Source organism: Streptomyces sp. HD (assembly GCF_028369295.1).
Lineage (GTDB): Bacteria > Actinomycetota > Actinomycetes > Streptomycetales > Streptomycetaceae > Streptomyces.
This window is the reverse complement of the sequence record NZ_JAQMYP010000059.1, coordinates 1-24,110: the sequence shown is the minus strand read 5'-3', so window position 1 is coordinate 24,110 and position 24,110 is coordinate 1. Positions and strand designations below refer to the sequence as shown.

Below are 24,110 nucleotides of genomic sequence, written 5' to 3'. Positions count from 1 at the left end.
CCCCGCGACCAGGCCGACTCCCCCGGCGACTTCACCGGCGACAAGCTGCCCGACATGATGGTCGTCACCGAGGCCGGCAACCTGGGCATGTATCCCTCGGAGGCCACCACCACCGACCTCAACAAGGGCACCGGCGACCTCAACTACTCGATGCCCGGCGCCTACCGGGGCAACCCCGACAAAGACCCCAACGGCGACGACCTGCCGCCCTATGTGCCCGCACCCAACGGTCACTTCAAGGGGGCCCTGATCACCCACAACGGCGACATCTACGGCGGCGACGGCCTCCAGGACCTGGTCGTCCGCGTCGGAGGCAAGCTGTGGGTGTACCCCGGTGACGGCTACGGCGCCGTCAACATCGACAAGCGCCGCGAGATCCTCCTCCCCGACGGCGCTCCCAGCCCCGCCGACCTGACCCAGATCGTGTCGGCAGGCGACGCCACCGGAGACGGCCGGACCGACTTCTTCGCCACCATCGGCGACGAGTTGTGGGCCTTCACCGGTTACCACGGGGCGTCCATCGGCCAGGCGACCCGGCTGTCGGCCTCGGGCTGGACGAGCCGGGACCTCGTCACCGCGCTGGACGTCAGCGGCGACGGCGTCACCGACCTCGTCTACCGGTCCGACACCGGCAGGCTTCTGCTGCGCAAGGGCATCGCCGCGTCCGGCGGCGGGGTCGGCCTCGCCTCCCTGGGCAACGCCGGAAGCTCGGCCGGGGGCGTCGACACGGAGTACGCCGCCGCGGGCTGGGCGGCCAGCAACTTTCCGCTGGTGATGGGCACTCCCGACACCAACGGTGATGCCATCCCCGACATCTGGGGCGTGCGGTCGGACGGATCCGTACGGCTCTACTCGGGCGGCCGGACCACCGTCATGGCGGGGTCCGGTGCGGAGATCATCGCGCCGGCGAGTTACTGGAAGACACGCATCGCGATCGGATGACATGACACCCGGCCGCCGGTCGATGACACCGGCGGCCGCGTGCCCCGCACACTGGGCCCCGCGCAATGGGCCCGGTGTGCGCTACCTGGCGTGTGTGCGTCTCTTTCGGGCGCCGTTCGGCCACAGGCGTGGCTTTCGCTTGGCCGCGATGTCCTCGATCCAGCCGACTGCCACGATGGTCAGGCCGATCAGTGGCCACACCAGGAAGAACATCCAGATCATGTACGTCGAGTCGAGCGCGGCCGTCGCCTGCTCGTCCTGCATGAAGGGGAGTTCGTAGAGGCGGTCGAGGATCGGGACCGTGGCCATGATCAGGAGGTTGTGCCAGAGGTAGATGGTGACCGCGCGGTTGTTGGACAGCGTGACCAGCTTGTCCCATTTCGCCAGTCTGCCCGGCAGCTCCTGCCAGGACGGGGAGTACTGGAGCAGGATCACCACGAAACCGAAGGACCAGGTCGCCTGGGCCAGTGGGATGTCGTTCAGGTCCCAGCCGTCGGGGCCCAGGTGGCCCGAGGCCCACCACAGGCCGAAGGCCATCACGAGGGCCGCGCAGGACACCGCCACATAGCGCGGGATCTTCGCCAGGACACCCTCGTGGTGGGCGAAGCCCAGGATCCAGCAGCCGCCGTAGACGGCGAAGTCCGAGACCGCGTTGCCGGTCTCGCCGGGGATGGAGACGAGTCCCGTGCCCACGATCGCCGTCAGGCCGAGCGGTGCGAGCAGCGTCGGCCACGGGGCTCGGCGGAATGCCCACAGCAGCACGGGGGATGCCACCACGAACCACAGGTAGGCCCGCAGGTACCAGAGCGGACCCGCGGCCTGTACCGCCCAGGTGTCCTCCAGCAGGCCCGACTTGGAGCCGATGTGCCAGGGGAACGGCGGTGCGCCGACCGGGATGACGTAGTTGATCAGGTCGAGCAGGACCCAGGTGCCACCACCGTGGTCCGGGTCCTTCGTCGGGTTCCAGCCGCCGCCGAACATCAGCGCCAGCGCCACCGCGCTGAACGCCCACAGCGGAGGGAGGAGACGGCGCACACGGCCCCTGATCACGCCCCACGCCGGACGGTTCAGGGAGCGGGCCATCAGTGAGCCGGCCAGTGCGAACATCACGCCCATGGACGGGAACAGCACCGTCAGCCATGCCCAGCCGAAGAGGTGGTAGACGACCACGCGGACCAGGGCTATCGAGCGGAGCAGGTCCAGGTAGCGGTCCCGGCCCGGCTTCTTCGGCGCGGGCGCGGGCACCTCGGCGGGAGCGGCGGGAGCGGCAGGGGCCGGCTCCGGTTCGGTGTGCTGCTGCGGGACGCCGTACGGCGCCGTCGGCTGATATCCGTGCGTCATCCCACCGGCCTCCGGTCACCGTCACGCGTACCCGCCGTCCGCTGTCGCGGTACGGGACCTCCCGGCGCCTCCACCACGCCCGTGCGACGCAGCTTCTGCCAGCGCAGGCGGCCGCCGGTGAGGGCCGTGATCCAGGACTGGAGCAGGACGACGTACATCAGCTGGCGGTAGAGGATCTGCTGGAGCGGGAGCGAGATGAGGTGCGTCATGCGTTCCTTGTCCAGGCGGAAGGCGTACGCCGCGCAGACCATCTGGATGGCCAGGACGCCCAGCCAGGCGCCGATCGTCTTCTGGGTCGGGCCGAAGACCAGGCCGTACAGCAGGAACACGTCGATCAGCGGGGCCAGCAGGGGTGCCAGGACCATGAAGAGGGACACCAGCGGCAGGCCGACCCGCCCGAAGCGGCCCGAGGTGCCCCGCTCGACCAGGGCCCTGCGGTGCTTCCAGATCGCCTGCATCGTGCCGTACGACCAGCGGTAGCGCTGGGACCACAGCTGCTGGACCGACTCCGGGGCCTCGGTCCAGGCCCGGGCGTTCTCGGCGTAGACGACGCGCCAGCCGTCCCGGTGCATCGCCATGGTGATGTCGGTGTCCTCGGCGAGCGTGTCGTCGCTCATGCCGCCGACCCGTTCGAGGGCGGACCTCCTGAAGGCCCCCACCGCACCCGGGATCGTGGGCATGCAGCGCAGGATGTCGTACATACGACGGTCCAGGTTGAAGCCCATCACGTACTCGATGTGCTGCCAGGCGCCGATGAGGGAGTCGCGGTTGCCGACCTTCGCGTTGCCGGCGACGGCGCCCACGCGCCGGTCGCCGAAGGGCTGGACCAGCTCGCGGACCGTGGCCGGTTCGAAGACGGTGTCGCCGTCCATCATCACGATGATGTCGTAACGGGCGTTCGCCAGACCCCGGTTGAGCGCGGCGGGCTTGCCCGCGTTGAGCTGGCGGACGACCCGGACGTTCGGCAGTCCCATCGCCTCGACGATCCGTGCCGTGCCGTCACTCGATCCGTCGTCGATGACGATCACCTCGATCGGGTGCTCGCTCGCCATCAGGGAACGGACGGTGTTCTCGATGCACTTGGCCTCGTTGTACGCCGGAACCAGCACCGACACCGGTTCGGTGACCGGCGGCCCCCAGCTGAAGCCCCGGCGGCGCACCCGGCGGGCGTGGATGCCGGACAGCAGCAGCATCAGCACGAAGCGGCTGATGACCAGGAAGCCGATGACCGCGAGGCCGACCACGAGGACGCCCGTGATGTTGTCCGACGCCTGGACCAGGAAGATCCAGGCCTTGCCCTTCCACTCGTCGAGGCCGGTGACCTCGGTGTGGGCGCTGGGGGCGTCGAGGGCCTCGGTGAGGTTGTCGAACTCGTAGCCCTCGGCCTTCATGTCGGGGAGGAACTTGTCCAGGGCCTGCACCGTCTGGTGCCGGTCGCCACCGGAGTCGTGCATCAGGACGATCGCGCCCTTGCCGCCCTTGGGGGTGGCCCTGCGGATGATCTCGTCGACGCCGGGCTTCTGCCAGTCCTCGCTGTCGGTGTTGTTGACGACCGTGATGTAGCCGCGCCTGCCCATGTACTCCGTCACCGGCCAGGACTTGTTGTCCATGGCGTCGGCGAAGGAGGAGTACGGCGGGCGGAACAGGGACGTGCGGATGCCGGCCGCGCCGCTGATCGCCAGCTGGTTCTGGGACAGCTCCCAGTCGATGCGCTTCTTCGACTGGTAGGAGAGGTCCGGGTGGTTGAAGGTGTGCAGACCGACCTCGTGGCCCTCCTCGACCATGCGCCGGACCAGGTCCGGGTAGCGCGAGGTCATGGTGCCGGTGACGAAGAAGACGGCATGCGCGTGGTGCTTCCTGAGCACGTCCAGGACCTTGGGAGTCCAGGTCGGGTCCGGGCCGTCGTCGAAGGTCAGGACCAGCCGGTGGTCCTGGAGGCGCAGGCTCTCGGTGCGGCCGCTGCGGGTGTCGATGACGGGACCGCCGTTGAGGATCTTCTCCGGCACCTGGTCGGAGGAGGCGGCGGGCTGGACGCGATGGTCGGCCAGGATCTCGTTGTGCACGTACCCCCGCAGCATCAGCATCGCCATCAACGCGACGAGGACGAGCGAGGGCAGCAGCAGGCGCATGGGCACGCGGCGGCGCCGGGAGCCGTCGCGGGCTCCGGTCGCGGGCCCACGGCGGCGGGAGCGGGATGCCATCAGAGGGTGTACTCCGGGAACGGTGCGGCGGACGAGGAGGCGGTGTCGCCCGGCTCCTGTGCGATGGGGCTCGGGTTGCTCGGACCGCCCGCGACCGTGTCGGTGGCGGGGTCGACGGTGGTCGGCGTGTCGGTGGGTCCCTCGGTGGGGCCACCGCCGTCCGTCGGGGTCGGGTCGGGGTCGGGGACGGTGGGCTCGATGGTCGGCTCGGGGTCCGCGGTGGGATTCGTGCCCGGGTTCGTGGTGGGCTTCGTGGCGGTCGGCTTCGGGCCGGCGGAGGCGCCGGTGCCGGTGCTCGCGGACGTGCCGGGCGCGGTGGTGTCGGCGCCCGGGGACAGGGACGTACCGGTACTGGCCGTCGGGGAGGCGCCCGGCGAGGCGCTGCCGGTGCCGGAGGGCTGCGGTGCCGTCTCCGCGGGCAGCGGCGGGGTGTCGACCTGGCCGGCCGGCTGCTCCTTGGGGTTCTCGACGGGCAGCCAGGGCGCGTCGGAGTTGCCGGACAGCAGGGTGGCGACGATGACCACGGCGTAGACCGCGCAGGCCAGGCCGACCGCCATGCCGATACGGCGGTACAGGCGGCTGCGGCGGCCCGACTCGTCGACGAACACGGGCCCTTCGGATCCGTCGCCGCCGCCAGGGGCGTCCTTGGCCGCGCGCAGCCTGCCGTCCAGCTGGAGGCCGACGCCGTCGAGCTGGATGGTGACCTCGTGCGGGTCGTGGGTGGCGCCGCCGGGGACGGCGGTGCGCGCCCGGCCCGCGGGCTCTCCCGACTCCTCGGGCTCCGCCCACGGATCGCGGGCCACCGGCGCATGCGTCGTCTCGCCGGGGGTCGCCGGGAACACCTGGGTGTCGCGGGGCGCCGCGTAGGCGTCGTCCACGGAAGGCGGGACCGAGTCATTTCTTCTCGGACCGGAAGCGGCGGCCGAGGGACGGTCGAAGGCCGACCAGCCGTCGGTCATGCCGGTGGGCCGGTGTGCGTTCGGCCTGCCGGTGGGCACGTGCGTGTCGGGTCTGCCGGTCGGCCGGTGTACGTCCGCCGGTCTCCCGACCGTCGGCAGCACGGCGGTCTCGTCGGCGTCGGATGCGGACGCCGCGGAACCGCCTCGGATGAACTGGGTCTCGTCGGCGTCCGAGAAGGAACGCCCGCCACCGTGGAGTATCTCCGTCTCCCTTGCCTCGGATCGGGAGCGATGGCCCTGACCACGCACCCCGGTCTCCCCGGTCGCCGGGAAGGCCTGGGTGTCACCCCTCGAACCCCCTGCGGAAGAACCGCCACCGGGACCCGAGACCACCTCGGGCCACTCCGGTTGGGCTTCTTCTCGCCACTTCTTCACGCGCACGCACATCCCCCCACGGGACCGTTCCGGGTGCGCGTACGACACTGAGCACCCGTCGTCGTACCGAGCCCCCACCCGGCCGAGCGCCCCCCTTTACCACACCGTGCTCAGGCCATGAATGTAGCGCACGCGGAGGTTTCGTGGTTGCCGCGTGTCACTTGTGGACGTTCATCGTGGCCAAATCGATGGCTGGAATCCATCCCTCGGCGGGTCGCCGCAGCCATCCCTCCTCGGCCGCGATCTGCGCCACCGCCCGTCGAACGGCGTCGAATGCGGGGTGCACCAGGCCCTTTCGCCACACCAGTGACACGGGCGACAGCGGCACGGGATCGATCAAGGGACGCAACACGGTCCCGGGCATGGCTGGAAAGTCGACGACGGCCAGGATCGGGGCCCGCGTCTTGGCCATGATCCGCTGGAACTCCTCGTCACCCACCGCGAGCGGGGAGGGCGCGGCGACCTCGATGCCCCGTCCGTCGAACAGTCGGTGCGCGAGGTCGGTCCACTCCGGCGTACGGGCGTTGCCGGACCCGGCGTACACGGTCCGGCCGGCCAGCGCGGCCAGCGGCACCCGATCCATTTCGGCCAGCGGATCGCCATCGGGGAGCAGGATCGCCATCGGCTCGTAGCGGACCGGCTGGTGGTCGAGCCCTGTCCGCAGCGCCGGGTCCAGCCCCGCGAACCGGCCGAACGACACGTCCAGCCGCCCGGCGACCAGCTCGCCGACCGCCCCCGTAAGACCGCTCTCGTAGCGGGCCATGAGCTCGTACTCGGGGGCGAGTTCCCGGGCCCGGTGCAGGACCCGGCGGGGGGTGCCGAGGCCCGGGGAGTTGACGTCCACCAGCAGGGCGCGGGCCTGACCGAACGCGGCGAGCAGGTCGTCCTGCGCCTGGAGGGCGCGGCGGGCGTGCGGCACCAGTCGCTCGCCGTCGGCGGTCAGGGTGACCTGCCGGGTCGTCCGCACGAACAGCTCGGCGCCCAGCTCCCGCTCCAGCCGCCGCACGTCCCGGCTGAGCGCCTGCTGGGCGACGTACAGACGGGCTGCGGCGCGTGTGAAGTGCAGTTCCTCCGCCACCGCGAGGAAGGCGCGCAGGAGGCGGGGGTCGAGATGAGCGGGAGCGGGCATGCGGCGAACCTACAAGGCGGACTTACAACGCGGGTGCGTGAATCCGTGCCGAGCAGGTGTTGGACCCCTTGATCCACTGCGGGCGACGGTGGATCCATGCCGCAACAGCCGTACGAGAAAGCCCCGAGAACCCTGTCACCCCTGAATGACCCGAAAGCCGCGAAACCCCCGGCCTCTCCCCTCCTCACGCTCACCGCCGACACCCTCGTCGCCGTCGACTTCACGCCCCGGACGACGGGCGGGCGACGTCGCCCGCCGGGCCCGTACCGCCGTCTCTTCACCCGCCCCGGCGCACTCGCCTTCACCCTCGCCAACCTGACCGCCCGCCTCCCCATGGGCATGTTCAGCATGAGCGCGGTCGTGATGATCGCCGGCAGCCGGGGGTCGTACGCCCTCGCCGGTGCCGTCTCCGCGACCGGGCTCGCGGCGAGCGCGCTGGTCGCGCCCTGGACCGCGCGGCTCGTCGACCGGTACGGGCAGGCGCGGGTCGCCGTACCCGCCACGCTCCTCGCGGCGCTGGGGAGCCTCGCGATGGTGCTGTGCGTGCGCTACGGCGCCCCCGACTGGACCCTCTTCGCCGCGTACGCCGCCACCGCGACCACCCCCAACACCGGCGGCATGTCCCGGGCCCGCTGGGCCCACCTGCTGAAGGACGACCCCGACTCCCTGCACGCCGCGAACTCCTTCGAGCAGTCCGCCGACGAGCTGTGCTTCACGCTGGGCCCGGTGCTCGCGGCCTTCCTGTGCGGGACGTTCTTCCCGGAGGCGGGAACGCTGGCCGGGGTGGTGCTCCTGGTCACGGGCGTGCTGGCCTTCGCGGCCCAGCGCTCGACCGAGCCGCCGCCCCGGGGACGCACCTCCGGCACGGACCACACCGGCGTCCCGACCGGCGACGCCGGTGCCGCGGGCACCGCGGCCGCCAAGTCCCCCCTCCGCTCCCCCGGCATGCCCCCGCTGCTGGCCGTCTGCCTCGCCATGGGCGCGGTGTTCGGGTCGACGGAGGTCGTCACCATCGCGTTCGCGGACGCGGAGGGGCACCGCACGGCCGCGGGTGCGGTGCTCGCACTCCAGGCGGCGGGCTCCTGTGCGGCGGGCCTTTGGTTCGGCCGGCTCGGGCTCTCCGGCTCCCCCGAGCACCGCTACCCCTGGTGCATAGCGGCGATGGCAACGCTCCTGACGCTGCCACTCCTCGCCGCCACCCTCACCGGCTCGCTCCCGCTCCTGGCCATCGCCCTGCTGATCTCCGGCATGGCCACGGCCCCGACCATGATCACCAACATGACCCTGGTCCAGCACCGCACCCCGGAGGGCCACCTGAACGAGGGCATGACCCTCGCCGTGACCGCGCTGCTGGGCGGTATCGCGGGTGGCAGCGCGGCCGGCGGATGGATGGCGGAGCACCTGTCGCCGACGGCCGGTTACGGGATACCGATCACAGCAGCGGCCACAGCCCTGCTCATCGCCCTCGCAGCAACGCCCCTTCAGGGGCGCGGGGCTGAATCAATTCGCGGCTCCGCCGCGCGGGCGCGACCAGCCACAACCGGGCCCGCAGACAACAACCCCTCCCGGCCCTCCTAGCGGAGCGCAACCCGCACAGGCCCCTTGGCCATCAGCGTGATCCCCGCCCCGACCGGAACCTCCCCCTCCTCCGCGTCCTCGACGGTGAACTCCCGCAGCAGCACCGCAAGCCCGAGCACCGACTCCAGCATCGACAGGTACTGGCCGATGCAGGCACGCGGCCCGCCGCCGAAGGGGAACCAGGCGTAGCGCGGCCGGCCCGCCTCGGCCTCCGGGGTGAAGCGGGTGGGGTCGAAGCGCTCCGGGGCCGGCCAGTGGTCGGGGTGGCGGTGGGTCACCCAGGGGCTGACCAGGATGTCGGCGCCCGCCGGTATGCGTACGCCGTCCACTTCCGCGTCGGCGACCGAGCGGCGGCCGATCACGGGCGCGGACGGGTACAGCCGCATGGCCTCCTTCAACACCATCGTCAGATACGGCAGTTCGTCCATGTCGGCCGCGGTCGGCGCCCGTCCGCCCGGGCCGCCGAGCACCCGCCCCACCTCCTCCCGCACAAGCCGCTGTTCCTCGGGGTGCCGGGCGAGGAGGTGCAGGGCGAAGGCGAGCGCGGTGGCGGTGGTCTCGTGGCCGGCCAGCAGGAAGATCAGGACCTGCTCGCGGAGTTCGGCGGGGTCCAGGCTGCCGTCCTCGGCGTTCTCGGCGTGCACGAGGAGGGTGACCAGGTCGTCCTGGTCGTCCCGGTCGCGGCGGCTGTCGATGATGCCGTCGCACAGGGCGTGCAGCTCGGCCTGGAGGCGGCCGGCCCGGCGGTTGGCGGGGGTGGGCCAGGTGCGCGGCGCCTTGACCGGTGAGAAGCCGCGCTTGAGCGAGTACTCCTGGAGCGGGGGCAGGGTGCGCTCGATCACCTCGTAGGCCTTGTCCACGTCCGTGCCGAACAGGATGCGGCCGACGACGTGCAGGGCGAACCGGTGCATCTCACCGACCAGTTCGACGGTCCGGCCCCGGGGTCCCTCGGGCACCCCACGCCACGTGTCCGCCAGGGCGGCCGCCTCCTCGGCGACCTGATGGGCGTAGCCGTTCACCCGGCGACGGGTGAACAGCGGTTGTATCAGCCGGCGTTGCCGCAGGTAGGTGTCGTCCTGGCTGGTGAGCAGCCCGTTGCCGACCGACCGGCGCAGTTCCTCGTAGAAGACGTTGTCCTTGCGGAAGTTGGCGGCCTGGGTGGCCAGTATCTGCTGGGCGCCCTCGGCGGAGAACACCGCGTAGATGTCGGACCGCAGCCCGGGCGGCCCGGCCCGGAAGCGCACCACGTCGCCGTGGTCACGGCGGGCCCGCAGATAGGTGGCGAGGGGATCGTTCAGCAGGTCGCTCATCGAGCCCAGCAGCGGACTGCCCGTCACGATCGGGGCCCGTGTGGCTGTTGTCGTCATCGTCATGGCACTCCGATTCCCGCACGGTCCCATTGACTCACCCCTGGGTCGCACATACCTTCGCCTGTCCCTGGAGTCGCTGATCGACGCCTTCGAGCAGCTGGGCCTGCGTGTCCCGCGCGACCTGTCGGTCACCGCGATCTGCCCTGACGAACTCGCCGCGTCCGTGCGCGTACCGGTCACCTCGGTCGCGCTGCCGTCCGAGGAGGTCGGCTCGCGGGCGGTGGAGTCACTGATGCGGAAACTGGACGGGAAGGCCGTACCGGAGGCCACCTTGCTGCCACCCAGGATGACCGAGCGGGCGAGCGCGGCGCGGCGGGCTCTGGCGTGAACGGCCGCCGGCCGTGCCGGGGCGAGTGAACAGTCGGTGATCTGTGCTGAGCCACCAGAGCAGCCACCTCCTGGCGTGCTTTGCCACTCGCTCCGGCAGAAGCCGGATCAGCCGCCTCAACCCTGCCAAGCCCTCGGGCAGTTGTAGGCGCGAAGGCGTTCCGGGCGGGACCAGCCCGCCGTGGTGGGGCGTCGTGAGGTCGGTTCGTCCGGGAGTGCCAGGCGCAGGGTCAACACGGCGGTGAACGCGGCGAGTTCCTCGGGGCTCGGCTCGCCGCGCAGGACCCTCAAGGACGTGGCGGTGAGCAGGTCGGAGGTCGTCGGGGTGGGAGTCGGGCTCATGGTGTCTCCTACTGGGGCGGGTTGCCGTGTTTGCGGGTGGGCAGGGCCGCGGACTTGGCGGCGAGCATCGTCACCGCGCGGCTGAGGATCAGGCGGGTCTCGCGGGGGTCGATGACGTCGTCGACCAGGCCGCGTTCGGCCGCGTAATAGGGGTGGACCAGTTCGGTCTTGTACTCCTCGATCTTCTGGCGGCGCATCGCCTCGGGGTCGTCGGCGGCCGCGATCTCCCGGCGGAAGACGACGTTCGCGGCGCCCTCGGCGCCCATCACGGCGATCTCGTTGGTGGGCCAGGCGAGGGCGATGTCGGCGCCGATGGAGCGGGAGTCCATGACGATGTAGGCGCCGCCGTAGGCCTTGCGCAGGACGACCGAGACGCGGGGCACGGTGGCGTTGCAGTAGGCGTAGAGGAGTTTCGCGCCGCGCCTGATGATGCCCTCGTGTTCCTGGTCGACGCCGGGCAGGAAGCCGGGCACGTCGACCAGGGTGATCAGGGGGATGTTGAACGCGTCGCAGAACTGCACGAACCGCGCGCCCTTTTCACTCGCCCTGATGTCGAGTACGCCGGCCATGGAGGCGGGCTGGTTGGCGACGATGCCGACGACGTGGCCGTCGAGGCGGGCCAGTGCGCAGACGATGTTGGTGGCGAAGGCGGCGTGGACCTCCAGGAAGTCGCCGTCGTCGACGATCTCCTCGATCACCTTGCGGATGTCGTAGGAGCGGTTGCCGTCCTCGGGGACCAGGTCGAGCAGGGCGTCGCCGGGGCGGTCGGCCGGGTCGTCGGCGGGGTGGGCGGGCGGCAGTTCGCGGTTGTTGGAGGGGAGCAGGGAGAGCAGGTAGCGGACCTCTTCGAGGCAGGTGCGCTCGTCGTCGTAGACGAAGTGGGCGACGCCGGAGGTGGCCCCGTGGACGTCGGCGCCGCCCAGGCCGTTCTGGGTGATCTCCTCGCCGGTGACGGCCTTGACCACGTCCGGGCCGGTGATGAACATCTGGGAGATGTCCCGTACGGCGAAGACGAAGTCCGTGAGCGCCGGGCTGTACGCCGCACCGCCCGCGCACGGGCCGAGCATGACGCTGATCTGCGGGATGACGCCGCTCGCCTTGGTGTTGCGCTGGAAGATGCCGCCGTAGCCGGCGAGGGCCGAGACGCCTTCCTGGATGCGGGCTCCCGCTCCGTCGTTGAGGGATACGAGCGGGGCGCCCGCCGCTATGGCCATGTCCATCAGCTTGTGGATCTTGGCGGCGTGAGCCTCGCCCAGGGCGCCGCCGAAGATGCGGAAGTCATGGGCGTAGACGAAGACCGTGCGGCCCTCCACCGTGCCCCAGCCGGTGATGACGCCGTCGGTGTACGGCTTCTTCGCCTCCAGGCCGAAGCCGGTCGCCCGGTGTCGGCGCAGGGTCTCGACCTCGGTGAACGAGCCGGGGTCCAGGAGGAGTTCGATGCGTTCGCGGGCGGTGAGCTTGCCCTTGGCGTGCTGGCGTTCGGTGGCCTTGGGGTCGGGGCCCGTGCGGGCGAGTTCCTTGAGGGTCCGCAGTTCCGTGAGCCGGTCCGCCTCGGGGGCGGCCGGGGCGGTGGCGGGCGCGGGAGCCGCGGGAGCTTCGGGGTCGGTGACGGTCATGATGCCTGGGCCCTTTCCTTCCTGTTCCTGGTGTCGATGAGGGCGTGGGTGCGGACGGCGGACGGGTCGTGGGCGCGCAGGACTGTGCGCAGGCCCGGCTGGACGGTGGCGATCCGCTCCACGGCGTCCCGGGTGTGGAGCCAGTCGGCGGGCACCGGGTGCAGGGCGGCCCGCCAGTCCTTGTCGCCGGCCAGCGCCGCCGCGCCGACATGGCCCTCGCAGAGCGGGATGTTGCGCACCGTCCAGCCGGTCGGGCGCCAGGACTCGGCGGCCTCCCCGAGGTAGTCGAGGTCGGCGGCGCGGGCGAGTCCGGTGCCGAGGCCTTTCAGGTAGGCCTCCTTGCGGGACCAGAGGCGTGCGAAGGCCGTCTGGCGCCGGTCCGCGGGGATCCGGGTGATCTCCTGGCGCTCGGCCTGGTGCAGCAACGGCAGACAGGCTTCGACGGTCTCCTGCGACGGCAGGGCCTGGACGTCCACGCCGACCCGGGTGTGTGCCACCGCGACCAGGGCGAGGCCGTGGCTGTGCGAGAGCGAGAACTCGGGGGCGCCCGGCAGGTCGACCAGGACCGGGCGACCGTGCCGTTCCCCGCACTCCTCGCACCACTCCCGGCCGATGACCAGACGGTGCGGTGCGACGCCGGTGTAGACCGACAGCACCCGGCGCAGGCCCACATGGGCGGCGACGTACAGCTGGCGGTCGCTGTGGCGGCGGTAGGCGGCGGCGCGCTGCCGCTCCTGCATGTCCAGTTCGGCGACCGGTGCGGCGCGTGGTGAGTCGGGGGGTGGCAGCAGCCACAGGTGCAGGTCCGACGGGCCCAACTGCCGGGTGCCGTAGGGGGTGTTCGGTAGGCGTGGGAGGTTCATGGGCGGCTCCCGGTCTCGGTCGGGTGGTGCCGGGTCCGCTCGGCCTTGGCCGCCGTCGCTCCGGCCCGGGTGTCGCTGCGGTCGGCGAGCGCCGCGACGAGGGCGGCGGCGAGGGAGAGCAGGCCGCCCGCCCAGAGCGCGGAGCGGGTGCCCAGGTACTGGGTGACGGCGCCCACGAACAGGGCGCCGAGCGGGGCGCTGCCTTGCAGGATCAGGGTGTAGAGGGCCATGACGCGGCCCCGGTAGGCGGGGTCGCTGCCCAGTTGGACGCGGTGGTTGGCGGCCTGTGCGAAGTACAGGGAGGCGAAGCCGGTCGGTACGAGCAGCACCAGTGCCGTCGGCAGGTTCGGTGCCCAGCCGGTGGCCGCCGCCAGGGCGCCGAACGCGCAGGCCCAGCCGATGACCAGCCGGGCCGTGGGGCGGCCCCGGCGCAGGGTGCCGGTGAAGGCGGCCAGCAGTGAACCGGCGGCGAGTGCCGCGGTGAGCAGGCCGAAGGCGGCGGCGTCGGTGTGGAAGACGGTGCGGGCCATCAGCGGCAGGGTCAGCTGGAGGTTCAGGCCGAACAGCGACACCGCGGCGAGCAGGGACAGCGTGGCCACCAGGTCGGGCCGGGACCGCAGATGGGCCAGCCCCTCGGTGACCTTGGCGTCGCGGGCGGCCGGGCGGGGCGGGCGGTGCAGTTGCTCGGGCCGCATGGCGCGCAGTCCGGCGACGGTCGCCGCGTAGCTGGCCGCGTTCAGGAGCATCACGGTGCCGGTGCCGGCCGCCTCGATCAGCAGCCCGGCCAGCGAGGGGCCCAGCACGCGCGCGATGTTGAAGTAGGCGCCGCTGAGCGCGGAGGCGTTGGGCACCAGCTCCGGTCCGACGAGCTCGGCGATGAAGGACAGCCGGGCCGGCACCTCCACGGCGTTGGCCACGCCCAGGGCCAGCGCGAACACGTAGACGTGCCACAGCCGGGCCGCGTCGCCGGTGACCAGCAGGCCGAGCAGCAGCGCCAGCACTCCGGAGACGACGTTGGCTCCGGTCAGCAGGGCGCGCTTGTCGTAGCGGTCGGCGATCCGGCCGCCGTACAGGGTGAGCAGCAGCATCGGCGTGAACTGGAGCGCGGTGACGGTGGCCAGGGCCGTGCCGGAGTCACCGGTCAGTTCCAGGACCAGCCAGTCCTGGGCGACGACCATCATCCAGGTGCCGGTGGCGGAGGCTATCTGGCCGGTTGCGAAGAGGCGGAAGTTGCGGACGGTCAGCGAGCGCAGGCCGGTGGCCAGCAGTCGCCGGGACAGACCGCGGCGCTCGGGTTCGGACACGGTCATGGACCGTCCCGCTCCGGCAGGCACTCCTCGAAGAAGGCGAGCGCGCGCAGGTGGTACGCGCGGGCCGTGCGGCCCAGGCTGATGTTGTGCCCGGCGTCCGGCTGCCGGTCGACGACCACGCGCGGCGCGGCGCTCAGCCTCGCCCGCAGGTCGTCGAGGGCGTCGGCGTCGTGCCGCCACCACAGTTCGTGCTCGGCGAACGTCAGGCGCACGGGCACCCGCACGCGTGGCGCGAGCACGTCGAAGGCCTCCGGCCAGTCCGAGGCCTCCCGCAACTCCCGCTGCGGGACCGGCTTCACGAAGTCGGCGCTGCTGTGGAAGGTGGCGGGCGGGTAGAGGCCGAGGCGGCCCCAGTTGTGTCTCCAGCGGGCCCGGTCGGTCCCGGTGAGGAGTTCCGCGGAGCCCTCGGCGTAGCGGTGGCCGCAGCCGGAGATGTCCAGGCCCAGCAGACCGGGCGGCGGGGCCTCGGCGGCCAGGGTCAGGGCGAGCTTGCCGCCGAAGGAGTGCGCCAGCAGGAAGGTGCCGGTGCCGACGGGGTACTCGGTGTCGAAGCGGTCGAGCGCGGCCCGCAGGACACGGGCCTGCCCGGCGAGGTCCAGGCCGTCGGGCAGCCCGGCGGCGGAGTCGCCGTAGCCGGGCCGGTCGACGGCGAGGACCTGGAACCCCAGATGCGCTCCCAACGCGCAGAGGGAGGCGTCCGGTTGGGCCCCGCCGTCGAAGTACCCCGCGCTCATCCCGGCCCCGTGCAGCGCGACGACGGTGGCACGCGGCGGCGTGCCCTGAGGTGCGCTCAGCAGGGCCGACAGGGTGTGCCCGGCGGCATCCAGCGTGATCCGCCGCACGCTCGGGCCGACGGACAGGGACGTGATGGTCATCGGGCTAAGCCACCTCCGGGGTGCCGAACCAGTGGTGCAGGGCGGTGACGAGGCTGTCGACGCCGGCCGCTATGTCGGCGGCGGTGGCCTTGGGGGCGGGGGTGCCCGGGGTGGCGGCGCCGGAGGCTGCGGGCCCGGAGGCCGCGTCGGTCGCGTCCCCTCGTTCTCCTCCCGCCGCCCAGGCCACGTGACCGTCCGGGCGTACCAGCAGGGCCGTCGCCCCGGAGAACACCTCGGCGCTCTCGGGACCGGCCGTGACGACCGAGATCCGGTCGGTCCAACCGGCCGCGCTCTTGCGGAGGCCGGCGTCGTCGGTCAGGTCGAGCAGGACGCCGCGGGCCGGGTGGAGCAGGGCCGTCGTGGTGGTCTGCGTGCCGTCGGGCAGGAGGAGCGGGCGCGGGGGGAGGCGGCGGCCGACGAGACGGTGGGCGCCGGGGGCGGAGCCGAAGTCGTAGGCGATGTCGAGGTGGCTGACCACACCTGCCAGTCGACGGCGGACCTCCTCCAGGGCCATCAACTCGCCGAACACCTTGCGCACCGGGTCGGCCTCGGGGCCGCCGAGGAAGATCATGCCCTGCGCCCGGGTGTTCATCAGCAGCCGGGCGCCGACGGGGTGCCGTTCGTCGTGGTAGCTGTCGAGGAGGGTGTCCGCGACGTCCCCGCGGACCACGGCGGCCAGCTTCCAGCCGAGGTTGACCGCGTCCTGCACACCCGTGCTGAGCCCCTGTCCCCCGGCCGGGAGATGCACGTGCGCGGCGTCCCCGGCGAGCAGCACCCGGCCCTTGCGGTAGGCGGAGACCTGACGGGTGGCGTCCGTGAAGGAGCTGACCCAGTCGGCGCCGCCCCCGGCCAGCGACTCGCCGGTGATGCGTTCCCAGGCGGCGGCGACCTCGTCGAACTCCACCGCCTGCGGCCGGTCCCCGGCCGGGGTGCCGTCCTCGCACACGATGATCCGGTCGACGCCCGGCGCCAGCGGCGCGGCCATCACCATGCCGTTGTCCAGCCGCTCCCCCAGGAAGCGGGGCCGGATGTCGCAGCCGGTGACGTCGGCGAGATACATCCGGCGGGTGGCCGGCAGCCCGGGGAAGTCGAACCCGACCGCCCTGCGGACGACGCTCTGTCCCCCGTCGCAGCCGACCAGGTAGGCGCCGCGCACCCGCTGCTCGCCCTCGGGTGTGGCGGCCACGATCTCGACGCCGTCGCCGTCGTCGGCCAGCTTGGTCAGCTCCCAGCCGCGCCGGATGTCCGCGCCCAGCTCACCGGCCCACTCCTCCAGGACGGCCTCGGTCTGCGACTGCGGGACGCCGCGCGCGCCGAAGTGGGCGTCCTCCAGGACGGTGTAGTCGAACTGGACGCCGCCGAAGTGGCCCATCGGGCTCTTCTCCAGCGTGCCGAAGCGCGGCAGCAGGCCCCGCTGGTCGAACACCTCCATGGCGCGGGCCGTGAAACCGAGCCCCCGGGACTGCCCGGTCGGCTCGGCCAGCTTCTCCACCACGACGACCCGGGCGCCGCCCAGCCGCAGTTCCCCGGCCAGCATGAGGCCCGTCGGCCCCGCACCGACGACGATCACATCCGTGTCCACAGTGCTTCCCTCTCTGAGCATCGCCCAAATATGATCATGTACGACTTGCGATGACTTCCGGTGTTCTGAGATGGCTCAGGGTCACAGCCCCGGATCCGGCCGCCCGAACCAGTGCCGTATCGCCGCCGTCGCCGCCCACGGATCCGCGCCCGCCCAGGCGACATGGCCGTCGGGGCGGACCAGCAGGCCCTCGGCGCCGTGCAGCGGTTCGGCGGTGTCCGGTCGTACCGCCACCGGGGTGACGCGGTCGGACCAGACCTTGCCGACCCAGCGCAGTTCGGCCCGGGCCGAGTCGGATACGAGCAGCAGTCCGCGGCCGTCCCGCAGCAGCCCGGCGACGCCGACCGGGCCGTCCGGTGTCGGCAGCGTGCCGAGCGGGAGCCGGGCGCCGAGCAGGGGGTGGGTGCCGCCGCCCACGGGGTAGCGGATGTCGAGCCCGGTGATCATCGCCGCGAGGTGGTCCCGCGTCGGTCCCGCGGCGATGAGTTCGCCGAGCAGGGTGCGCGCAGCCTCCACCTCGGGCCCGCCGAGCAGCAGCAGCGCCTGGGCCCTGATGTTGGCCAGCACCCGGCGCCCGACCGCGTGCCGCTCGTCGTCGTAGGTGTCGAGCAACCCCTCGGGTGCCCGGCCGCAGGCCACCGAGGCCAGCTTCCAGCCGAGGTTGGCCGCGTCCTGGAGGCCGAGGTTGAGGGCCTGGCCGCCGCTCGGCATCTGCCGGTGGGCGGCGTCCCCGGCGAACAGCACCCGCCGGTGGCGATACCGCTCCAGCTGCTGGTTGGCGTCACCGAAGGCGTTGAGCCAGACGGGGCGGCCACCGCTCAGGTCCTCGCCGGTGACCTGGCGCCATACGTCGACGACCTCGGCGAAGTCCGGCGGTCCCGTCCGCCGCCGGGCCGGGTGCCCGAAGGCGTGCACCATCACCCGGGTGACCCCGCCGGGCATCCGGGCCGCGATGGCCAGCCCGTGCTCCCGGCGCTCGAACCGCCGGTTCGGGATGTCCACCCCGGCGATGTCCGCCCGCAGCAGCTCCCGCCCGGCCGGGCTGCCGGGGAACTCCGCCCCGGTCAGCCGCCGCACGGTGCTGTCCTCGCCGTCACAGGCGACGAGATACGCCGCCCGCAGCCGCCGTACGCCGTCCGGGGTGTCGGCGGTGACCTCCACGTACCCGTCCGCGTCCCCGCCCTCGGCGCCGTCCCGCTGGGTGAGTTCGCGTACCTCCCAGCCGCGCCGGATGTCGGCGCCGAGGGCCCCGGCCCAGTCCTGGAGGAGTTCCTCGGTCCTGGTCTGCGGCACCTTCCACTGGCCCGAGTACGGGCCGGGCACGGTCAGGTCCATCGGTACGCCGCCGAAGTGGCCGCGGGGCTCGCGCGGCGGGCCGCCGAGCGCGTCCAGCAGCCCCCGGCAGTCGAACAGCTCCACCGTGCGGGCGTGCAGCGTGGAGGCGCGGGACTCCGTGGTGGGGGTGCGCAGCCGTTCCAGCACGACGACGTCGGCGCCGCCGAGGCGGAGCTCGCCGGCGAGGAACAGGCCCACGGGGCCTGCCCCCACCACGATGACCCGGGTGGCCCGGGAGGTGTCGGTGGCCATGGTCAGCGGCTCTTCTCCGCGTGGTCCCTGGCGTGGCCCAGCGTGGCGCGGCTGTTGGTGCTCAGCGCGCCCTGGACGTAGTCGCGGGCGTCCTCGACGGTGGCGTCGGGGCCGAGGATCCGCTGGATGTTGTCCGGGTTGAGCACGACCGTGTGCTGCGAGGTGGCGGCGACGCCGCGCGGGTACTCCTCGAACGTCCACAGGCCGGTGTGCAGGGTCATCAGGGCCGGCAGGGTCACCTGCTTGTAGGCGATCGCGCGGTGCGGGAAGGTCACCCGGTACGACTTGGTGGTGTGCGTCGAGCCGTCCTTGGCCCTGGTGTCCATCTCCAGCACCTGGAGGCCGGGAGTGGGCTCCTCGAAGGCGACCCGGGCCACGTGCGGCAGGCGGTCCACCCAGCGGTCGGCCTCGTTGATGAAGTCGTAGACGTCCTTGGCCGAGCCCTCGATCAGGACGGTGTCCTCGAAGGAGAAGGTCAGCTCGCGGGTGGCGTGGGCCCGCTCGACGTTCTCCTTCAGGGCGGCGAGCTCGGAGCGGGAGTTGCGGTCGACGGCCTCGTCGATCCAGGCGAGGCTCTCGGGGTCGTCGTCGATGGCGGAGTAGTCGTGCAGCAGCCGGACCAGTGACTCGCCGCCCGGCAGTTCCTCGATCACCCAGGCGCCGCCCATCGCGGCGACCGGGGGTGCGGAGACCTCCTGGCGGAAGGTGATGCGGCGGCCGGCGGGGTCCAGGGTGCGGCGGGAGGTCCAGCTCTTGGCGGCGCCGTTGGCGGTGGCCCAGATGCGGATGCGCTCCTCGCGCTCGCCCTTCTCCAGGTGGTCCACGTGGATGGTGGGCGGGAAGATCCGCGGCCAGTTCTCCACCTCGGCGATCAGGCGGTAGACGGCGTCTGCGGGGGCCGAGACGGTGATCTCGTGCGCCACCTCGCGGGTCGTTGCTTCCGTCGTGGTCACGTCCTCGTCCTCTTCGTCTGGTTGGGTGCTGTTGCGGCCCGGGCGGGGATCGGGCAGGGGGCAGGGGTCGGCGCGGGGCTCAGAAGTTGCCCAGCCCGCCGCAGACGTTGATCGCCTGCGCGGTGACGGAGGCGGCGGTCTCGGAGGCGAGGTAGCCGACCATCCCGGCGACCTCCTCCGGCGTGGAGTAGCGGCCGAGCGGGATCTTGGCCTGGAACTTCTCCAGGATCGCGTCCTCGGTGGTGTCGTAGGCGGCGGCGTATCCCTGGCGGACCCGCTGCGCCATGGGCGTCTCGACATAGCCCGGGCAGACGGCGTTGACGGTGACGCCGGTCGGCGCGAGCTCGTTGCCGAGGGCCTTGGTGAAGCCGACGACACCGTGCTTGGAGGCGGAGTAGGGGGCGCCGAGGACCACCCCCTGCTTGCCGGCGGTGGACGCGACGTTGATGATCCGGCCCCAGCCGCGGTCGCGCATGCCGCCGGTGTTGAGCACCTCGCGGGTCATCCGGAAGACGCTGTTGAGGTTGGTGTCGATGACGTCGTCCCACAGCTCGTCCGCGAGGTCGGCGGTCACTCCGCCACCGCTGCGGCCGGCGTTGTTGACCAGGATGTCGACGGCACCGAACCGGTCGACGGCGGCCTGCACGAACGCCCGGACCGCGTCCGGCGAACGGACGTCCACGGCGGCGCCGTCCGCCTCTATGCCCTCCTCCTGGAGCTGCTTGACGGTCTCGGCCACGTTGTCGGCGTTCCGCGCGCCGATGAACACACGGTGCCCGGCGGCGCCCAGCTGCCGGGCCGCCGCCAGTCCGATGCCACTGGTGGCGCCGGTGATGAGTGCGACCCGCTGCGTCTGCTGCGGCATGTTTCTTCCAACTCCCTCGGGTGGACGCCGCCGCCGGTCGACTGGGGTACCGGCGGCGGCAGGATCATGAAATGTCGGGTATGGCGAAGCGTCGGGCGGAAGTGTCAGGCGGCGGCCTGAGAGCCGCCTCCGAGCTGGGCGTTGACCGCGTCGATCATGGCGCGCGGCGTGTTGCTCTCCGACAGGACGTCGTCGTCCAGGACGATGCCGTACTCGCGCTCGATCCGGCCGCCGGTCTCCAGCAGCGCCAGCGACTCGTAGCCGAGGTGCTCGAAGTCCTCGTCGAGGATGTCGCCGTCGAGGTCGACGGACTCCTCGGCGCCGGCGCCCTCGATCAGGATGCGCTTGAGGTCGTCGAGGGTGAACTGCTGCGTTTCCACGTGGGGTTCCTCTCGGGTCATGTTCGGTGTGCGTGGTTCGTGATGCGTGGTTCGTGAAGCGGTGGTCAGGCGACGGCCCGTACGATCGCCGCCGAGTTGAAGCCGCCGTGGCCGCGGGCCAGGACCAGGGCCGTGCGGAGTCCGGCCTCGCGCGGCCGGTCGACGACCAGGTCGAGGGCGTAGTCCGGGGACGGGGTCACATGCACCGTCGGCGGGATCACCCCGTCGCGGATGGCCAGGAACGCGGTGGCCAGGTCCAGCGGTGCGGCGCCCGAGTAGAGGCGGCCCGTCATGGTCTTCGGCGCGGTGACCGGAACGGCGCCGGGGCCGAACACCGCGGTGATCGCGTCCGCCTCGATCCGGTCCAGCTCGGGGTCGGCCGCGGCGTCGCAGAACACCACGTCCACCTCGTCGGCGCCCAGCCCGGCGTCGTCCAGGGCGAGTTCGATCGCCCGGCGCAGGGCCGGCGGGCGCTCGCTGTCCGGAGCGGGGTCGAAGGTGGCGGCGTACCCGGCGATCTCGCCGTAGATCCGCGCACCGCGTGCCCGCGCCGACTCCTCGGACTCCATGACGAGCAGCGCGCCGCCCTCGCCCGGCACATACCCGTCGGCCGCCCCGTCGAAGGGCAGATACGCCTGGCTGGGCTCGTCCCGGGTGGTCAGCCGCTGTGCGGCGAGCTGGGCGACCCAGCCCCACGGGCAGATCGAGGCGTCCACCGCACCGGAGACCACGACCGCGGTGCCCTTGCGGATCTGCCGGCGGGCATGCGCCACCGCGTCCAGGCCTCCGGCCTGGTCGCTGACGAGCACGCTGGTCGGGCCCTTCATGCCGTGCCGGATGGAGATCTGGCCGCTGTTGACGGCGTAGAACCAGGCGAACGACTGGTACGCGCTGACGTACTGGCTGCCCCGGCTCCACAGCGCCTGCAGCTCGCCCTGGCCGAACTCGAAGCCGCCCGACGAACTCGCCGTGACCACGCCCATGCTGGACTCGGGCAGGTCCGCCGGCCGGATCCCGGCGTCGGCGAGCGCCCAGTCGGCGGCGACCAGTGCCAGCCGGGTCATCCGGTCGGTCTGCGGCAGCAGCCGGCTCGGCAGATGCTCCTCGGCCGCGAAGCCGGGTATCTCACCGGCCAGCCGCGCCGGGTACTGCGCGGGGTCGAAGCGGGTGATCCGCCCGATGCCGCTCTTCCCGGCGAGGGTCGCCTCCCAGTAGTCCCGTACGCCCAGGCCGTTGGGGGCCGTGACGCCCAGCCCCGTCACCACCACCGCGTTCACGCCAAGCTCCTCTCGGGACGGGCGAGCACCATCGCGCTCTGGAATCCGCCGAACCCGCTGCCCACCGTCAGCACCGCGTCGGTCAGCTGCTCGCGGGCGGTGACCGGCACGTAGTCGAGGTCGCACTCCGGGTCGGGGGTGTGCAGGTTCGCCGTGGGCGGCACCACGTGGTGCTCCATCGCCAGCGCGGACGCGGCGATCTCGATCGAGCCGATCGCGCCCAGCGAGTGCCCCACCATCGACTTGATGGAGCTCACGGGGGTGCGGTAGGCGTGGTCGCCGAGGCTCTTCTTGAACGCGGCCGTCTCGTGCCGGTCGTTCTGCTTGGTGCCGGAGCCGTGGGCGTTGATGTAGTCGACCTGGTCCACGTTCATCCGGGCCTCGTCCAGCGCCACCGTGATGGCCTCCGCCATCTCCGCGCCGTCCGGCCTGAGTCCGGTCATGTGGTACGCGTTGCTGCGGGTGGCGTAGCCGGCGATCTCGGCGTAGATGTGCGCCCCGCGCCGCCGGGCGCTCTCCAGCTCCTCCAGCACGAACACCGCGCAGCCCTCGCCGAGCACGAACCCGTTGCGGGTGCCGTCGAAGGGGCGCGACGCCTGCTCGGGGTCCTCCCGGCGCGGGGTCGTCGCCTTGATGGCGTCGAAGCAGGCCATGGTGATCGGCGAGATCGGCGCGTCCGACGAACCGGCGACCATCACGTCGGCCGAGCCCTCGCGGATCAGCTCGACCGCGTAACCGACCGAGTCGATACCGGAGGTGCAGCCCGTGGACACCACGGTGTTGGGGCCCTCCGCGCCGACCGTCCAGGCGACCTCGGCCGAGAAGGAGCTCGGGACGAAGTAGTTGTACAGATGCGGTACGGCGTACTCGTGGTCCACCAGGTGCAGCCGGCCGCCGTCACTGACGATCCGGTACTCCTCGTCCAGGCCCGTCGTGGCGCCGACCGCGCTGCCGATGGTGACACCCACCCGGTGCGGCTCGTGGGCCGCGAGGTCGATGCCGCTGTCGGCGACCGCGCCGCGTGCCGCGACCACCGCGAACTGGGCGGCCCGGTCCATCCGGCGGACCTCCTGCGGGGTCAGTCCGTGCCGCTCCGCGTCGAAGTCCATCTCCGCCGCGACCTGCGAACGAAAGGGGCTCGGGTCGAAGAAGGTGATCCCGCGCGTCGCGGTACGGCCCTCGCTCAGCATGGTCCAGAAGTCGTCCTTGCCGACGCCGCCGGGCGCGAGGACCTCGATCCCGGTGATGACGACCCGACGACCGCCCCGACTTCCGCTCATCGGGACGCCTCCCAGTTGTAGAAGCGCGTGGCCATCGCGTCGGCCGGGGACCGCCAGGTGGCGGGGTCGTAGGCCGCTATGTAGGGCTTCAGGTCCTCGCTGATGCGCACGAAACGCTCGTCGGACTTGGCCTTCTCGATGAGCTCACCGCCGTTGTCCACGTCGAAGTCCTGCAAATGGAAATAGAGGCCCCGGTAGTGGAAGAGCTGACGGCGCCGAGTGCCCATCAGATGCGGCATCTCGGTCTCGTCGAACGCGCCGAACAACTTGGCGACATCGACCGCCGAGCCCGGTTCCATCCGGGCCACGATCAAGGTGCTGTGCATGAACTCTCTCCTTGGAAAGGGTGCGTGGGTCGTGGGGCGCGAAAAGGCGGGGCGCGAAAGGGAACTGGAATTCCCGGCCGGACTCACGTCAGTCGACGCCCCGGCAGATGTGCGGATGGTCGCTGTCGTTCTCGTCGTCCTCACCGGCCAGACGCCAGGCGGGCGGCTGGGGTGGGGGCGGGGGCGCGTCGAACTCGTCGTCCGGCGTCTCGAAGTACATGTGCGTCACACCTCCCTGGGGACGTTCAGTCCTTGATCTCGCAGATGGCCGCACCGGAAGTGAGGGAGGCGCCGACCGCGGCGGACAGGTCCTTGACCGTGCCGGGCTTGTGCGCGTTCAGCGGCTGTTCCATCTTCATCGCTTCGAGTACGACGATCAGGTCGCCCTCCTCGACCTGCTGGCCCTCCTCCACCGCGACCTTGACGACGGTCCCCTGCATCGGGGAGGCGAGCGTGTCCCCGGAGGCCACGGGCCCGGAGTTCCGCGCCGCCCGGCGCTTCGGCCGCGCTCCGGCGGCCAGGCCGGTACGGGCCAGGGCCATCCCGAGGGAAGCCGGGAGGGAGACCTCCAGGCGCCTGCCGCCGACCTCGACGACGACGGTGTCCCGGCCGGGATCGGTGTCGGCTTCGGT

Annotated in this window: 21 protein-coding genes and 2 pseudogenes; 3 read left to right on the top strand and 20 right to left on the bottom strand. The window is 72.2% G+C overall.

The window, feature by feature from the left end; all coding sequences use genetic code 11:
* Positions 1-942 (top strand): annotated as a pseudogene (locus POF73_RS38685) (DNRLRE domain-containing protein); the annotation flags it as partial.
* A gap of 81 nt (positions 943-1,023) precedes the next feature.
* On the opposite strand, the gene POF73_RS38680 reads toward POF73_RS38685, so the two are convergent.
* From POF73_RS38680 to POF73_RS38665, 4 genes are all read right to left on the bottom strand, one after another.
* A complete protein-coding gene (locus POF73_RS38680; RefSeq protein WP_272124022.1) occupies positions 1,024-2,283 on the bottom strand; it encodes an acyltransferase family protein in 1,260 nt (419 codons plus the stop codon).
* Positions 2,280-4,484, bottom strand: a complete 2,205-nt coding sequence (locus tag POF73_RS38675; RefSeq protein WP_272124021.1) for a glycosyltransferase — start codon at positions 4,482-4,484, stop codon at positions 2,280-2,282. Before POF73_RS38675 ends, POF73_RS38680 begins: the two co-directional genes overlap by 4 nt.
* Positions 4,484-5,818: a hypothetical protein gene (locus POF73_RS38670; protein WP_272124020.1), complete on the bottom strand. Its 1,335-nt coding sequence runs from the start codon at positions 5,816-5,818 to the stop codon at positions 4,484-4,486. The genes POF73_RS38675 and POF73_RS38670 overlap by 1 nt, the downstream gene beginning before the upstream one ends.
* Before the next feature lie 157 nt (positions 5,819-5,975).
* Positions 5,976-6,947 (bottom strand): LysR family transcriptional regulator, encoded by a 972-nt coding sequence (locus POF73_RS38665; protein WP_272124018.1) that lies wholly within the window; start codon positions 6,945-6,947, stop codon positions 5,976-5,978.
* Positions 6,948-7,043: 96 nt separating this feature from the next.
* Between POF73_RS38665 and POF73_RS38660 the strand changes: the two genes are divergently transcribed.
* Positions 7,044-8,525 carry an MFS transporter gene (locus POF73_RS38660; protein WP_272124017.1) on the top strand — a complete coding sequence of 494 codons (1,482 nt, stop codon included), beginning with the start codon at positions 7,044-7,046 and terminating at the stop codon, positions 8,523-8,525.
* On the opposite strand, the gene POF73_RS38655 is transcribed toward POF73_RS38660, so the two are convergent.
* On the bottom strand, positions 8,522-9,898 hold the full coding sequence (locus tag POF73_RS38655; protein ID WP_272124016.1) for a cytochrome P450: 1,377 nt from the start codon (positions 9,896-9,898) through the stop codon (positions 8,522-8,524). The two genes, POF73_RS38660 and POF73_RS38655, sit on opposite strands and share 4 nt — an antisense overlap.
* Positions 9,899-9,962: 64 nt before the next feature.
* Between POF73_RS38655 and POF73_RS38650 the strand changes: the two are divergent.
* Positions 9,963-10,223, top strand: a pseudogene (locus POF73_RS38650) (substrate-binding domain-containing protein); the annotation flags it as partial.
* A 116-nt stretch (positions 10,224-10,339) separates the two neighbouring features.
* Here POF73_RS38650 and POF73_RS38645 read toward each other — a convergent pair.
* The 15 genes from POF73_RS38645 to POF73_RS38575 form a co-directional block, all read right to left on the bottom strand.
* On the bottom strand, positions 10,340-10,564 hold the full coding sequence (locus tag POF73_RS38645; protein WP_272124015.1) for an acyl-CoA carboxylase subunit epsilon: 225 nt from the start codon (positions 10,562-10,564) through the stop codon (positions 10,340-10,342).
* Between the two features lie 8 nt (positions 10,565-10,572).
* On the bottom strand, positions 10,573-12,180 hold the full coding sequence (locus POF73_RS38640; protein ID WP_272124014.1) for an acyl-CoA carboxylase subunit beta: 1,608 nt from the start codon (positions 12,178-12,180) through the stop codon (positions 10,573-10,575).
* Positions 12,177-13,043, bottom strand: coding sequence for a 4'-phosphopantetheinyl transferase family protein (locus POF73_RS38635; RefSeq protein ID WP_272124013.1), 867 nt, complete (start codon positions 13,041-13,043; stop codon positions 12,177-12,179). The genes POF73_RS38640 and POF73_RS38635 overlap by 4 nt, the downstream gene beginning before the upstream one ends.
* Entirely contained in the window at positions 13,040-14,353 is a 1,314-nt protein-coding gene (locus POF73_RS38630; RefSeq protein WP_272124012.1) for an MFS transporter, read from the bottom strand. Before POF73_RS38630 ends, POF73_RS38635 begins: the two co-directional genes overlap by 4 nt.
* Complete coding sequence (locus POF73_RS38625) at positions 14,350-15,228, bottom strand: alpha/beta fold hydrolase (RefSeq protein ID WP_272124011.1); 879 nt, start codon at positions 15,226-15,228, stop codon at positions 14,350-14,352. The genes POF73_RS38630 and POF73_RS38625 overlap by 4 nt, the downstream gene beginning before the upstream one ends.
* 4 nt (positions 15,229-15,232) lie before the next feature.
* Complete coding sequence (locus tag POF73_RS38620; protein ID WP_443049715.1) at positions 15,233-16,810, bottom strand: FAD-dependent monooxygenase; 1,578 nt, start codon at positions 16,808-16,810, stop codon at positions 15,233-15,235.
* A gap of 81 nt (positions 16,811-16,891) precedes the next feature.
* Positions 16,892-18,397 carry an FAD-dependent monooxygenase gene (locus POF73_RS38615; RefSeq protein WP_272124009.1) on the bottom strand — a complete coding sequence of 502 codons (1,506 nt, stop codon included), beginning with the start codon at positions 18,395-18,397 and terminating at the stop codon, positions 16,892-16,894.
* Positions 18,398-18,399: 2 nt separating this feature from the next.
* Positions 18,400-19,350: an aromatase/cyclase gene (locus tag POF73_RS38610; RefSeq protein WP_272124008.1), complete on the bottom strand. Its 951-nt coding sequence runs from the start codon at positions 19,348-19,350 to the stop codon at positions 18,400-18,402.
* A 79-nt stretch (positions 19,351-19,429) separates the two neighbouring features.
* Complete coding sequence (locus POF73_RS38605; RefSeq protein ID WP_272124007.1) at positions 19,430-20,215, bottom strand: SDR family NAD(P)-dependent oxidoreductase; 786 nt, start codon at positions 20,213-20,215, stop codon at positions 19,430-19,432.
* A gap of 104 nt (positions 20,216-20,319) precedes the next feature.
* A complete protein-coding gene (locus POF73_RS38600; protein WP_443049714.1) occupies positions 20,320-20,616 on the bottom strand; it encodes an acyl carrier protein in 297 nt (98 codons plus the stop codon).
* Between the two features lie 44 nt (positions 20,617-20,660).
* A complete protein-coding gene (locus tag POF73_RS38595) occupies positions 20,661-21,872 on the bottom strand; it encodes a ketosynthase chain-length factor (protein ID WP_272124005.1) in 1,212 nt (403 codons plus the stop codon).
* Positions 21,869-23,152 (bottom strand): beta-ketoacyl-[acyl-carrier-protein] synthase family protein, encoded by a 1,284-nt coding sequence (locus tag POF73_RS38590; protein ID WP_272124004.1) that lies wholly within the window; start codon positions 23,150-23,152, stop codon positions 21,869-21,871. Before POF73_RS38590 ends, POF73_RS38595 begins: the two co-directional genes overlap by 4 nt.
* Positions 23,149-23,478 carry a TcmI family type II polyketide cyclase gene (locus tag POF73_RS38585; RefSeq protein ID WP_272124003.1) on the bottom strand — a complete coding sequence of 110 codons (330 nt, stop codon included), beginning with the start codon at positions 23,476-23,478 and terminating at the stop codon, positions 23,149-23,151. Before POF73_RS38585 ends, POF73_RS38590 begins: the two co-directional genes overlap by 4 nt.
* Positions 23,479-23,566: 88 nt before the next feature.
* Positions 23,567-23,698 carry a hypothetical protein gene (locus POF73_RS38580; RefSeq protein WP_272124002.1) on the bottom strand — a complete coding sequence of 44 codons (132 nt, stop codon included), beginning with the start codon at positions 23,696-23,698 and terminating at the stop codon, positions 23,567-23,569.
* 25 nt (positions 23,699-23,723) lie between these two features.
* The coding region (locus tag POF73_RS38575) for an acetyl-CoA carboxylase biotin carboxyl carrier protein subunit (protein WP_272124001.1) at positions 23,724-24,110 on the bottom strand (387 nt) is incomplete at its 5' end.